Source organism: Compostibacter hankyongensis (assembly GCF_039541075.1).
GTDB lineage: Bacteria > Bacteroidota > Bacteroidia > Chitinophagales > Chitinophagaceae > Compostibacter > Compostibacter hankyongensis.
The window spans coordinates 165,027-178,887 of the sequence record NZ_BAABFN010000022.1; the positions used below are offsets into that span (position 1 = coordinate 165,027).

At 53.6% G+C, this 13,861-nt stretch carries 7 protein-coding genes; 4 read left to right on the forward strand and 3 right to left on the reverse strand.

Annotated features, from left to right (window positions below):
- The 3 genes from ABD851_RS16765 to ABD851_RS16775 all read right to left on the reverse strand — a co-directional run bounded on the left by ABD851_RS16765 (position 1) and on the right by ABD851_RS16775 (position 5,853).
- The gene (locus ABD851_RS16765) at positions 1 to 2,400 is read right to left on the reverse strand and encodes an alpha-L-rhamnosidase-related protein (RefSeq protein WP_344981462.1); all 2,400 of its coding nucleotides are present in this window, start codon (positions 2,398 to 2,400) and stop codon (positions 1 to 3) included.
- 10 nt (positions 2,401 to 2,410) lie between these two features.
- Positions 2,411 to 5,224 carry an alpha-L-rhamnosidase gene (locus tag ABD851_RS16770; protein ID WP_344981464.1) on the reverse strand — a complete coding sequence of 938 codons (2,814 nt, stop codon included), beginning with the start codon at positions 5,222 to 5,224 and terminating at the stop codon, positions 2,411 to 2,413.
- Between the two features lie 152 nt (positions 5,225 to 5,376).
- Entirely contained in the window at positions 5,377 to 5,853 is a 477-nt protein-coding gene (locus tag ABD851_RS16775; RefSeq protein WP_344981466.1) for a hypothetical protein, read from the reverse strand.
- 683 nt (positions 5,854 to 6,536) lie between these two features.
- Here ABD851_RS16775 and ABD851_RS16780 point away from each other — a divergent pair.
- The 4 genes from ABD851_RS16780 to ABD851_RS16795 are packed head-to-tail and all read left to right on the forward strand — an operon-like array spanning position 6,537 to position 13,789.
- Complete coding sequence (locus ABD851_RS16780; protein WP_344981468.1) at positions 6,537 to 9,530, forward strand: SusC/RagA family TonB-linked outer membrane protein; 2,994 nt, start codon at positions 6,537 to 6,539, stop codon at positions 9,528 to 9,530.
- An 11-nt stretch (positions 9,531 to 9,541) separates the two neighbouring features.
- Positions 9,542 to 11,068 (forward strand): RagB/SusD family nutrient uptake outer membrane protein, encoded by a 1,527-nt coding sequence (locus ABD851_RS16785; protein ID WP_344981470.1) that lies wholly within the window; start codon positions 9,542 to 9,544, stop codon positions 11,066 to 11,068.
- 16 nt (positions 11,069 to 11,084) lie between these two features.
- Positions 11,085 to 12,698 (forward strand): carbohydrate-binding protein, encoded by a 1,614-nt coding sequence (locus tag ABD851_RS16790; protein WP_344981471.1) that lies wholly within the window; start codon positions 11,085 to 11,087, stop codon positions 12,696 to 12,698.
- 35 nt (positions 12,699 to 12,733) lie between these two features.
- Entirely contained in the window at positions 12,734 to 13,789 is a 1,056-nt protein-coding gene (locus tag ABD851_RS16795) for a DUF5007 domain-containing protein (RefSeq protein ID WP_344981473.1), read from the forward strand.
- The last annotated feature ends 72 nt before the right edge of the window (positions 13,790 to 13,861 follow it).

Here is a 13,861-nt window from a genome sequence, read left to right on the forward strand (position 1 = left end):
CTACAGGTCAACCGTTTGCTTTCCGGGTTTGAGGGATACCGTCTTGCCCTGCCAGCGGAAGGTACCGGTCAGACGTCCGGGCAGGACAATCTCGGCATGGATGCCATGTTCCCCGGAGCGCCGCAAGTGCACGCTGAGGGTGCCGTAAGGATGCGGCATGCTGGCCTTTATTTCCCGGAGCGATCCGGGCTCGGGTGCAATAGACACCGTTTTGAAGCCGGGCGCCGACGGCATGATGCCGCAGAGGGTGGCGAGGAAGTCATAGTTGGGACTGGCAGACCAGGCATGGCAGTCGGAACGCGTAGGATCGGGATTCTCGGCAAAGGTAGTCAGTCCATTCTTCAACATTTCCCGCCAGGGCTTCAGCTGCCCGTAATACAGATTGCCCATACCCGCCTTCACCAGCGCACGAGTAAGATAAAAGCGATAATAAAACGTAGCCTGGCTCAGCGTGCTGTCGTCCAGAATCCGGCGCATTACCTTTTGCTGCTCATCTGCAGGAACGGCATCCGCCAGCACGGCCATGATGCCTGCATGCTGGCTGAAGGCCTGCTTTTCCGGCGTATTGGCCATCTCCATACGGGTGGCGTCAAAACACTGCCGGTAGGTATGCTGCGCCAGGCTGGCGGCCAGACGGCGGTAGCGCTCTGCCTCCTCTTTTCTGCCGAAATAGGCAAACAGGGCCGAGGCCTGGTTCAGCGTATAGGCGTACTGGAGGGTGATCACCGCGGAATGACCGTCTGTAGCTCCGTCCGGGACGCCGTTGGAAAAGGCATTGTTCCAGTCCGTAAAATTCCACCACTTCATGGGGCCCAGCATACCCCGGCTGCTGTCTACGTGCATCGCATACCACTTCAGCACCCTGGCGGCCGCATCCAGGTATTTTTCCAGAAAAGCATCATCGGTGCGGTGCATCCAGTAATCGTACAGCATCGACACCCAAAAAAGGGAAAAGGTCGGGATCACCTGAAGACGGCTGCTTGGATAACGGCCCTGGGTAAGCCCCTCGGGTACACGGGAATTGTAAAAATCATTGATGGCCTTGCGCATCAGCCGGTCGTCTCCGGCGTTGTACAGGGATATCAGCGCCTGGATACGGGTATCCGCCTCATACTGCAGCTGCTCGTAGTAGGGACAGTCGAAATAAGTCTCCCCGGCGCAGAGCCGCGCTGTACGCCATCCCGTTTCCCAGATGGCCTTCAGCGAGCTGTCGCTGCTGGCGAAGGTGGCCTTGTGCTCAAAGGGATAGGCCGTATACAGACCGTACAGGTCATCGATGGTCAGGGGCTCTCCGCCGGTGCGGATATCGAGCTGCAGATAACGGTAGGTGCGGAACCAGAGCGGACTGAAGATGCGCTGAGCGCCGCCGTCCGGATAAAAGATGTCATACAGGCCCCGGATATCCTTGCCGTCCACTTCATTGCGGTTGCCTTTCCGCCCCTGTGCGTCAAAGAGGGCTTCTGCATAGGTCAGCCGGATGCTTGCCCCTTTTCCCCCGCTGACCTTAAGCACGGGATAAGCATTGGTTTCGAAACGCTGGTCCAGCAGGATACGGATATTGCTGTGCGGAGGCAATGTCCGCGACTGTCCCCGGATAAAATCCCCGGCATCCTTCACGGTGGCCCTACGCACTGCCTGAAGGCGCTGCAAGCGCTCTTCCGGCTGCGGGATGGTTCGGGGGACAAGGGTCCAGAGATTATCGGTGCCATATCCCGTGATCGCCACCATGGCGGGCAGGACGCGCGCCGGAAGCCAGCTTGCATCATCATATCCCGGCTGCTCCCATCCCCAGGGATAGACTGCTCCGTTTACCTCGTCACCTACCCCAACGGCGGTATAGCTGTGCAACAATGCGCCCATGTCGGTAGCGCAGGACCGGTAGGCGGTATCGTGGTAGACCTGCCAGGTATTATCCGAATTGGCCGACTGCTCCGCGCGGGTATCGCCCTGCAGCAGGAACGCCGTCTGGTTCGAGAGCTGGGCTACAGGAGCATCCACGCCCATGTTCCATACCAGGGCGGCTATCACATTCTTCCCGGCTTTCAGATAAGGAGCAAGATCATAGGATTCGAAGCACCAGTGGTACAGATCGCCCCGGGCCGGGCCCCGGCCTACCGGCGTACCGTTAACATATAGCCGGTACCGGTTGTCCGCAGATACATGTACCGTAAAATGCCCCGGCTTTGCCGGCAGGAGCAATGTTTTCCGGAAATGATATACGCCATAGTCGCGGGGCGCGATACCGGGACAGGATATCCAGTGCGCATTCCACTGCCCGGACAGGAGGCTGGGGCTGATCTGCACATCCTGAGGGAAAGCCGGCGAGACGGCTGCGAGGACAAGGGCTGCGGCAAGCCACCACTTCCGGGCGGCACGGCGAAAGGTAAAAAGCGGACGCATGGAAAGCAATTTATTCATCGAAAGAAAAATCATATGTGCCCGAACCGGTCTTTACGATAGTAGTTTTTTCTGTATGGCTCACCCCTGCAATGCCGGCAATGCCTTTGCTCAGGGGCATGCCGCTTTCCTTTATCCGGTCCGGCCGGTCAGTTGGCAGCACTACCGCCGCCGTAGTATTCGGCGGCACCGTCACCCGCAAGTGCAGGCGGGAGCCGCTCTCCCGCATCCAGCTTACCTGTATGGGTCCGTTTATGGAATTATAGCTGGCCTTTACCCGGCTGATGTCTTTTACCCACTGCGGGTCAACCAGCAGCTGCCGGTATCCCGTTGTGCCGGGCTGCTGCCCGATTCCCGCCAGCCCCCCATAGAGCCATTCCATAAGATGGCCCAGCATCATGTGGTCGTTGGACACGTTCCGCAGCGCCTGCCAGGATTCCGTCAACGCAGTGGCACCCTGACGGAGCTGATAGCCGTAACCGGGCACGTCATCGCGGTTATTCATCTTATAGATCAGCTCATAGGCTCCTCCTTCCTGGAGCGCCTGTATCAGGTAGCGGAAGCCGATATCGCCGGCGGTGAGGGCATAATGATGCTTAGCCACCGAATCTTTCAGATTCTCCAGCACTTTGTTCCGGTACTGTTCCGGAACCAGGCCAAAGTAAAGCGGGATGGCATAAGCGGTCTGGCTGCCGGTGGCATATACCCCGGTAGCAGGATCAAAATATTGCTTGTTAAAGGTCGTCCGTATACGCTCGGCCAATGATCCGTACCGGCTGGCCGCCGTCCTGTCGCCCAGTATACCCGCTACCTTGCCGACAATGTCGGCATCATAAAAATAAAAAGCGGTAGCCGTAACGCCGAGGGGTGTCAGCTGCGATACTCCAGGCGGCTTGGGGCCCAGGTCGAACCAGTCCCCCAGCCCGTAAGACAGCATGTTCCCCCCGGCTTTGTTTTCCAGATAGTCCACATACCGCTTCATCATGGTATAGCTTTCCCGCAGGGCAGACGTATCGCCATACCATTGGTAAACATACCAGGGCAGCAGCACGCAGGCGCTTCCCCATTCCGGAGAATCCCGGAACCCGTCGTCAAAGACAACATATTCGGGCGCAATATCCGGCACGAGGCCGTTGGGCAGCTGGGCATCCTGCATATCCTCGATGACCTTGTGATAAAAATTCCGGATGTCAAAGTTGTAGCGTATCGAATTGCCGATAAGATGGGTTTCTTCCAGCCAGCCCAATTTCTCCCGGTGCGGGCAGTCGGTAGCCACGTTGGACAGGTTGTTGCGTATCCCCCAGCGGATCAATTCGAATATCCGGTTGAACAGGGGGTTGGAGCAGGAGAAGCTCCCCGTCTGCTCCACGGCCGTTTCCGTATGCAGGAAGGTCAGCCCGCTGATCTTCACCGGTCCTCCGTCTTTCAGGATATGCCCCTCGGGATCCCGCACCTCCACACCGGCATAACGCAGTCCGTAATAAGTGAACAGGGGCTGCCAGGTTTCAGCATCTCCGCCTTTTAACGTATAGTCGTAATAGTAAGGATGCCCCGTAGCGCCCTGGTCCGGTCTCCCATCCGGTGTGATCAGCTCGGCGGGAATGACCCTGACACGGTAGCCGGCGGGTCCTTTCACCCGGAGGCGGATGATCCCCGACGCATTCTGTCCGAAATCATAAACCTGCATGGTATCTCCCGAGGCTTTGTGTTGCAGGGGCGGAAAGCTGCGGTTGATGTGTACCGGCGGGCTTTGCTGCACTTCCATCTTTCCGCCGGGACCGGGCACCGTCAGTGCCGGCTTCCAGGTATCATCCCGGAAGCCGGGCCGGTTCCAGCCGGGCTGTTCCCGGCGTGCATCATAGTCCTCTCCTCCGTAGATGCTGGAATAAGCAATGGGCGAGGGGGCCGTCTTCCAGCTGGCATCCGTAACCACGGTATCGGCAGTGCCGTCTGTATACCGCAGCACGAGGAACATCCGGATCATCGGATAACCGCCGGCAATGACCAGCTTCCGGTACCGTTCGCGGTTGATATACAGGAAGCCGGTGCCGGCGACGGCTCCCAGCGTATTGGCGCCCTGCTTCAGCTGCCGGGTGACTTCAAAGGCATTATAATAGCAACGCTTGGTATAATCAGACCAGGCGGGATTCAGGAAGCCGGTATCCACCCGGGCTCCGTTTATAAAAAAAGCATATTGCCCTTGCCCGGAGATATAGGCAAATGCCTGGCTGAGGGGTTTACGCAACCGGAAATCTTTTCTGAAAAACGGGATCACCGCGCGCTTCAGGGCTTTATTGCCCAGTCCGTCGCCGCTGCCGTGCACACCGGGGAAAACCTTCAGGCTATCCTGCAGCCGTTCAAAGGCGATCCATTTGGCCGTCTGCCAATCACTTTCCCGGGATAATCCTGTAATAAAATAATCTGCCGGGCTGCGGCTGCTTTCTCCATTGCCGGTCCATACTTCCACGCTCCAGTAGTATTTTCTGGCAGGCTCCAGCGGCCGGCCGCCATAACGGACAAAAGCATTCTCGGCCGAAGGTACCTTGCCGGAATCCCATAGATCCGCCCCCTGCTCCAGCTTCTCCGGAGAGGAAGCCACCACGATGCGGTAGGCCGTCTGGTGTATGTCCCGCGCCGCAGCCGACAGCTTCCAGCCGAAAAAGGGATGGGCATCCTCCACTCCCGCCGGATGCTGCATATGCTGACAACGGGTATCGTATACCCGGACCTGCGGTGGCTCCGCCAGACGGGAATATTTTTCCGATGCTTTTATACCGGTCCGGAAACCGGCGATTACTATTATTATAATCAGAAAACAGCGATACATACCAGCTTGAATTTAAATAGATCTCTACGTGCCTTCCGTTCTTTAAAGCGTACGGGACGAAAGGCGCAAAAACGCAACAAGATATAAAAAGTGTAAAAATTTCGCAGCGTGGATATCTATGGTCTGCTTTATTATGCCGGATCTAAGCGATTTTATCCGGCCTTTCGTCGTCCGGTTTCTTTAAAGGGTCCTCCTCGCGTCGTTTCCGGAGTAATCTTCTTTCTCAGCTCCTGTATAATAAAGTCTTTCTCCTGCACACGCTTTTCCTTTTCTTCAATGAGGCGTTCCAAAGCGGTGATATGGCCCTGCTGGGCAGCGATAAGCCGTTCCTTCTCCTCGCATTTCAGGTATTCCTGAACTTCCGGACCTCCTCCCTGCTGACCGGGAGGACAGGATACAGCTTCTTTCTTAAGCATTTCTCCTTTTCCCGTAAGCACCCATTGCATATTCAAATCCTCAAATATGTTGGATATATCAATCAGGATATCTACACCGGGCTTTGCATTTTCTTCGCGAAACAAACGATATATTTTCTCTGGACTGGCATAACCGAGCATTTCTGAAAACCTGTTGGGATTGAGTTCCCTGTATTTTATATAAGCGTCAAGACGCCGCACTATAGGCTGCATTCAAATAAATTTGAAATTTTTTTCAAATTTGTTTTGAAATATCAAACTTGTTTGTATCTTGTGATGCACGGGAGTGATCTGTCATCCCGAAGGTACAAACCTGAAGGATTGCAAAACCGGGCAATTCCCAGCGACGGCCAGAGCCCTTGGAAAGTGTGTCGCTTCATAAATATATAATTTACAAAAAGTTATAAAGACATCCAGTGTCTTTTTCCGGTGTTCTCAAGCGCGGCTTTATTTTTAATATATGATGAGCGGAGGATTGGAGATGATGAGCGGACGGCAGGAACTCAAAAAAATTTCAATATAACTTGAGTTAATTCATCCTTAAACCGGCAACCATGTATTGATCTTTATATTATTCTTAATCCTCAGCCAATCTCTACGACGTATGAAAACAAAACGACTCCTCTATCCGGGTAACGGGCCAACTTCTCATCCTATCCGTTGCAAGTTACCGGAATTTTTTTTCCGATCTGTCTTTCTGTCTTTCTTTCCCCAGCCGGAACAACCTTCGTAATCCGGTTATAGGCTACGCAGCAGACCCTTTTTGTTCAGGAAAAACTTCCTGCGGGTGAAGCATTTGACCAGACTTCTCCGGCAGAGAAAGGTCTGCTCATGATCCTTTGGGATATGCGTTAACGTTATCATTTCTGATCGTTACCCCTAAAAACGAACTGTTTATGCGTTTTATAGTGAACGCTGTAGCTGTTACGCTCATCAGTATGACCGCCGGTATTAACCAGGGCATCTGCTGCTCCTCTTTTCCGGCCGGCTTCACGGCCATATCAGCCACAGTCCGGACCGATACCTCCTCCACCGATACCGTCCAAAGCAAGACGCCGGTGGATACCAACCATGTGGATCCGCATGCTTTTATCCGGAACGGCGTACTGCCCGAAAAGCTGTCTATTTATCCCTTCTCCAGCTTCCAACAGGCCCTTAAGGGAAAGGTTGCGGGGTTGTATATACAGGAACCCAGCGGAGAGCCCGGATCCGAAATGGGCATGTTCATCCGGGGCATGCCCTTTCCATTTACCCAACATAAGGACATCTATGACGCCCAGCCGACTGTGATCGTGGACGGAGTCCCCCTGATCATGGATCACCCGTTTGCGTTCAACATACAACAATATGATTTTAACCGTATCGGTCCGGCCACCAACATCCTCGCAGCAATCGACCTGAACAATATCGCCTCGATCACCGTACTCAAAGACTTTGCGGATGCAGCCGTATACGGACCGCGCGCGGCCAACGGGGGCGTAATCCTGATCAAGACCAAAGCGCCCGTAATCGGCGGACGAAAGATCAGCTTCAATACCTATTTCGGCTTTGTACAACGTCCCCGTATCTATACGACAAACGGCCGTTATGAAAACAGCTTCCGCCAGCCCTTTTATGAAGAATATGCCACCACGGATGATAAGCTCAACTACCCGCTTTACCTGCGGGACTCAACCAACAATGCTTATTATGGTCCATCCGACTGGACAGACCTCTATTACAAAAACGCCTTCGTGCGGGCGGCCAGCGCAAGTCTCTCCAGCGGCACAGACCGGGCAAACTTCCGCTTTTCCGCCGGTAATCAGCAAACCAATAACACGGCAGACAATACCCGGCTGGACCGGTATAACGCCATGTTTGAGATAAATATGCTCCCCGTGACCTGGCTGACCATCTCCTCGATGATCAGCGCAGCAAGGCTGGAACGCAAACGTAATACTACGCTCAGAGACCGCTACGCAGAAGTCCAATACCTTCCCGACCTCAGCTATCCCCTGCCGCCCAACAAACATTATTACAGCCAATACCTGAAAGAATACGACGAGTCCATTGATCAGAATCTTAGCAACGTCATCACCGGATACTTCCGGCTAAACTTCAAATTTGCCTCCGACTTTAATTTCAGCTCCAACTTCGGCTTTGATTACAACGAAGGGCTGCGGGATATCTTTTATCCCAGCACGCTGATGGAAACCGTAAATTACGTTTCCAACTATTATGGCTACAACCAGCGGATCATATTTGACAATACCCTCACCTTTCACCACAGCTGGCAGCAAAAGCATGATCTGACCCTGGAGGCAGGGGAAGTCTTCCAGGCAGATGCCAACAAGTACAACTATACCTATGCTTATAAAGGCCCAAATGACCTGATCAAGGTGAACATGCTGCATTCGGACCCTTCCAAAACTGCCGAATATCTCAGCTCCAAAGCTTTTGACCGGGCGCTGATCAATATGTTCCTCGACAAGCAGCAGCATCACCTTTTATCCTTCTATGGAAGACTCGCCTACCGCTATAAGGAACGGCTGGACTTCTCCGTACTGCTGCGGGCAGACGGCTCTTCGAGCGCCCAGCCCGACAACTGGTGGTCCTTCTCCCCCACCTTCAGCGCCGGATGGGACCTGAAAAATGCGCTGCTGCAGGACAAGGCTGCCGTCTCCGCCTTCCGCATACACGCCAGTTGGGGAAGGGTGGCCCGCCTGTTTACAGACGACCGGTTCGGGGAAGGACCCCAGTATATTTCCGATCTTTCCTTCAGCAACAATCCCGTCAAATTCTCCTATGATGCCTTCCCCGCCCTCTCCCGTCCGTACAACCTGGGATATGTGGGATACGGTCTTCAATGGCCGTATACGGATCAGCTGGATGTGGGCCTGGATCTCGGCTTGCTCGACAACCGGCTCAACGCAGTGCTCGACCTTTATAACAAGACCGATCACAATATGCTGCTCGGGGTGCCTTTCGCCGCAGAATATGGCTACAACATGGCCTATAAGAACGGCCTGCAGGTACGCAACCGGGGCGTGGACCTGTCCCTCCGCGCCATGGTCTTCCCCGAAGGACACCGCTTCCAGTGGATTCCGGGCGTCAACATCAACTACAACAACAACACGCTGCAGGCCCTGCCGGACGGTCTGGATGAACTGATCGTCGGATCCGGCACGCAGATGCTGAAGACGGGCCATGCAATAGACCAGTATTGGGTATTACAAAACCAGGGCATCTATACCGATGACGCAGAGGTGCCGCTGAATCCGGAAACGCACAAACCCATGAGCTACCGGAACATCCCGCTCAGGAAAGGCGACCCGAAATGGGTGGATATGAACGGGGACTATAACATCGACGATCACGATAAAGTCCTGAAAGGCCATATGCTTCCCGCTGTCTCCGGAGAATTCGACAATGATTTCTTCTACGGCCCCTTCAGCCTTAACCTTTCATTCTATTATGCATTGGGCAGAAGAATACTCAACCAGGAAATGTCCAATCACATGGATTTTGCCAACCGGGAAGGAAAGATCGATATGGACGCTGTAAAGGAGATCACCTTCTGGCAGAAGGCGGGGGATGAAACGAAATACCCGCGCTATAATCCCTGGAGCACCGTTATCCCTTATCAACCCGATCAGGACCTGTTCCTGGAGAACGGCTCTTTCCTCAAGCTGAGGAACATCTCCCTGCAGTATGACCTGACGGCGACAAAATGGTGGCACAAAAGCTCCCCCATCAATAAGTTGGTGGTTTATCTGACAGTGAGTAACCTGTTCACCCTTACCCCTTATTCGGGCGGCGATCCCGAGCTGGCCGGGTTCAACGGATACGACACCGGATACGGATTGCCTATTCCGAGAACCTATACCCTTGGGGCAAAACTCGACCTGTAAAAAGTAAGGCCATGTACAACTTTATAAAAAAGCTGCTTCCTGTTACCCTCCTGCTGGCCGGCCTGTTCACCACAGGATGTAAAAAGCTGCTGGATATTGACTCGCAGGATGTGGTCGCCGAAAAGAATTTCTGGAACAACCATGAAGACACCCGCGCCGCGCTGATCGGAACATACGGCCTGATGCGAGCCGCTCTCGCCGATCACGACGCGCACTGGATGTATGGGGAGCTGCGCGACGGGGACTTTAAATCGACTCAGCGACAGGACTTGAAATCCATTATCAACGGCGATCTGAGGGCCTCCTATCCTTTGCTGAACAGCCTGTCCAACTGGCGCCGCTTTTATGCCGTTGTGAATGCAGCCAATATGTTCCTGGAACATGTAGGGGAGGTAAAAGCAAGGGACCCCAAGTATTCCGATCAGAATATGCATGTAGATGTCGCGCAGATCCGTTTCCTGAGGGCCTTTGCCTATTTTTATATGGTCCGGATCTGGGGCGACGTCCCCCTGATCACCACCTCTCATGACGGAGAGTTCGAAAGCAAGCCGCGCGACAGCCAGCAGGCGGTATTGGCCTTTGTGGAAAAAGAGCTGAATGCAGCGGCGGCAGACCTTCCTTATCAATACAGTTCAAATGATCCGCAACAGGCCGGTAATTATTACAATGAAGATGCAGGCAGATGGGGCGGGGCCCTGGCCCGCAAATTAACGGCGTATGCCGTACTGGCCCACGTGGCCGCGTGGCAGGGGAAATATGCGGACGCCTCCGTATATGCGCAGTTTGTGCTGGACAATTATTCCAAAAGCGGGCACAGTTATGTAACCACCGACAACCTCTGCAACAGCAACGGCTTTTTCGCAGGAAGGATCTATAATCATATGCTGGCGTTCAACTTTCTGTGGGCCCATACCGATGCTTCCTTTTCGGGACACCTGGAAGAGCTGACGCTGGCCAAGCCGGTCGTCGATAAGAATCTACCGGACATCTATGTGCCCAAAGATTCCATCCTGTCCATCTTTAACCTTCCGGCAGACGAACGTTTCAGCCTCGACACGCTGACCGGAGAGCCGACCTCCGAAAGATATTTTGCCAACTTCAGCAGCCATATCCCCATCTTCAACAAGATCAAGGTGATTCAGGGCGGCGGCAACTCCGACCCCTCCTTCCGGATATACGGCAGCGCCATTGTAATCACCCGGCTGGAAGAGATTGCCCTGCTGCAGGCCGAAAACCTGACGGTGCTGGGAAACAGCGCCAAGGCCATAGACCTGCTGAACCTGATCCGGGACAGCCGAAAAATTCCCCATTATGACCAGGCCCGGGAAGGCGACCTGATAGACGCCATCTTCCGGGAAAGAAGGAAAGAGTTGATGGGGGAAGGCTGGCGCTGGTACGACCTGGTCCGCTATAACCAGATCAAACAGCATAACGCTGCGTTTATGGAGCTCATCAAAAAAGGCGGCATCTACTGGCCGGTTTCGGATGATATCCTGAACCAGAATAAACAGATGACCCAAAACCCCTACTGGCAATAACTAAAAGAAACCATCCATGCTCAGATCCCATCTGTCGACCTGCCTGCTGCTGTCCTGCCTGGCGTCGGCTGTATTTTACAGCAGCTGCTATAAGGATAAGGGGTACTATAACTATAAAAACACCCTCCGCGAATTCGAGGGAAGCAGCTACGACTTTCTGAAGAGCCAGCAAGGTATCTACGACTCCTTCCTGCTTGCCCTGGACAGGGTGAATCTTGCAGACAGTCTGAAGAAAGGCGATTACACCGTCTTTGCCCCGACCAATGCCAGCTTCCAGCAAGCCTTCGAGGACCTGAATACCCTGCGCAAGACGCAAGATCGACCCCTGCAATATATCGCCAACGTCCCCCTCAACGACCTGGACTCCCTTGTATGCCGCTATATTATCCGGGGAAAGTTCTCCGGAGACAGCATGGCCCAGCAGGATGGAAGGGACATACCGGCTATCCGTTACGGCTATATGATGCATGGTAAGCTGAACTACAGCAATGCAGAGGGATATGTGGAAGGCGGGCCCTCCTTTATCACCTTCAGCGATACCAAGGGCGTGGTATATACCCGTCAATGGAGCAACGTGAATACGGTAGCGCTGGATATAAAGACGACCAACGGCTTTGTAAATGTACTGGAACGCGATCACCTCTTCGGCTTTGATGCACTGATCAGTCATGTCAATCCTACCTTTTCAAAGCCCCATACTGGCGTGCCGATCTGGGTGCCCGGCATCATCGGGCTGGATCAATATGACCTTGGCGGGGAACGGGTAGCCTATCATGACAATGATGCATCCAACAACGGAGGAAAATACCGTACCGGCGAAGGGGTAGACATCGAAAATTCGGGAGAAGGAGGCTTCGATGTCGGCTGGACGGCAGCCTATGAATGGATGAATTACTCGGTAAACGTTGCGGATACCGGAACATATAAAGTGCTTGTGCGTGCGGCCTCTCCCGATAACAACGGCGCCCTACATCTTGAAATCGATGATAAGCCGGGACATTTTACCAACATCACCGGCAGCATGCGCGTGCCGGGAACAGGGGGATATCAGAATTATACCGATGTGGAAGCCACCGTCCGTCTGGACCAGCCCGGTCTTCATACTATCCGCATGATCTACGAATACGCCAACTACAATTTGCGGTTCATCAAGATCATGCCGGTGGGCCGTCCTTATCCGGTACCGGGCTTTGTACCGGTGGAAGATTTTGATCCGGGCGGAGAAGGAGTGGCTTATCATGATAACGACGCGTCCAACAACGGAGGTCGCTGGCGTCCCGGGGAAGGCGTAGACATAGAGTTCAGCGGGGAAGGCGGCGGTTACGATGTAGGCTGGACAAATGCCGGGGAATGGATCGAGTATACCATTGACGTCAAAAAAACCGGCGTGTATAATCTGGATGTACGGGTAGGCAGCCCCAACGATCCCGGCGATGGCAGCCGCTTCCACGTAGAGTTTGACGGCAAAGATGAAACCGGCCCCCTGGTCTGCCCCAAAACAGGAGGCTGGACCAACTGGACAGATATAAGAACATCTGTTTACCTGAGCGAAGGCATACATAAGATGCGCTTCTTCGAGGAAACCGGGGGCTACAACATAAAAGGGTTCCTATTCAATCCTATTCATTGATACTGTAAAAACACCATACCGAAAAACAGGAAGCCATGCCAGGAAAAATAAAGTACCTGCTGTCCGCCATCGTATTTTCCGGGATTCTCATAACCTCGTGCAGGAAATGGCTGCCGGGGGACCTGGATTACCTGAGCCCGCAGGCAGTATTCACCCAGACCCAATACCAGCCGATCCTGGGAAGGACAACGCTCTATTCAAGGGTGTTCAATACAGACAATTCCACCACGCCTATCCATTTCGAGATCACCAATGTCCGCTATAAGGAAAACGGCAATCCTACCGACGACCTGGCCAGGGAAGTGCCGGCGCTGACCTGGAAAGCAGCCTATACCGGATACGAAAAGTCCCTGGCTGAAATCGAGGCCAAACGGACAATGGAGCCTCACCCGCTCTGGGAGATCCGTGAAAAGTCCGGAGACTTTATCCTGTGGTCATCCGCGGACAGCACCATGCTCCGGCAGCAGCCCGATTCGGGCTACCTGTTTGATGTGGTAGCTTCCAATTCCGGCGGAGCCAATACCTACAAGGATCTTTTGCTGATGCCGTTAAGAGCGCAGCCGTACAGCCCCTACGAGTATGATGAGATCACCGGAGAGCGGGCCAAACAATATCTCACCGAAGATTCTTCGGTCTACCGTCTGATCTACCTTCATCCCAACATTTATAACATTACCGGGGACAGCACCGATCTGCTGCTGAAAAGCGACAGCGTACGCGTTTATTTCCATAAGAAGGGCAACGGGAGTTCGCTGACCTTCAAATTCTTGAACAAAGACTCCCTGCCCATTTCTCCTTCCAACTTCAACCGCACCATATGGGACAGCGTGGTACACGGATTTAATGTAAAAATCACCAAAGATGCCGTTAGCTACGATGTGGCCTATCCCATCCCGCTGGTACGATACCCCACACGGTTCACCACCACAGACGGATCACAGGCGCATGTAGTATTCACCTTCGACAGGCTCGGATTTGGCGGGATCCGCCAAACCGGGACCATTGATTTCTCCTTTAGCATTTTCCAAAAAGGAGACTGGGAGATCATCTTTCATTTTTACAGCGATAACCCGCGATTTTCGGACGAATAATGAAATGCAGGATAAAAAACTATGCTGAAACAAAACATCCATAACCGTCCATCTGAAACCGGGCATTTATCA

Coding starts and splice junctions, on each gene's coding strand:
- ABD851_RS16775 (WP_344981466.1), bottom strand. CDS start 5,853: ATGCAGCCTATAGTGCGGCGTCTTGACGCTTATATAAAATACAGGGAA.
- ABD851_RS16785 (WP_344981470.1), top strand. CDS start 9,542: ATGTACAACTTTATAAAAAAGCTGCTTCCTGTTACCCTCCTGCTGGCC.
- ABD851_RS16790 (WP_344981471.1), top strand. CDS start 11,085: ATGCTCAGATCCCATCTGTCGACCTGCCTGCTGCTGTCCTGCCTGGCG.
- ABD851_RS16770 (WP_344981464.1), bottom strand. CDS start 5,224: ATGTATCGCTGTTTTCTGATTATAATAATAGTAATCGCCGGTTTCCGG.
- ABD851_RS16780 (WP_344981468.1), top strand. CDS start 6,537: ATGCGTTTTATAGTGAACGCTGTAGCTGTTACGCTCATCAGTATGACC.
- ABD851_RS16795 (WP_344981473.1), top strand. CDS start 12,734: ATGCCAGGAAAAATAAAGTACCTGCTGTCCGCCATCGTATTTTCCGGG.
- ABD851_RS16765 (WP_344981462.1), bottom strand. CDS start 2,400: ATGCGTCCGCTTTTTACCTTTCGCCGTGCCGCCCGGAAGTGGTGGCTT.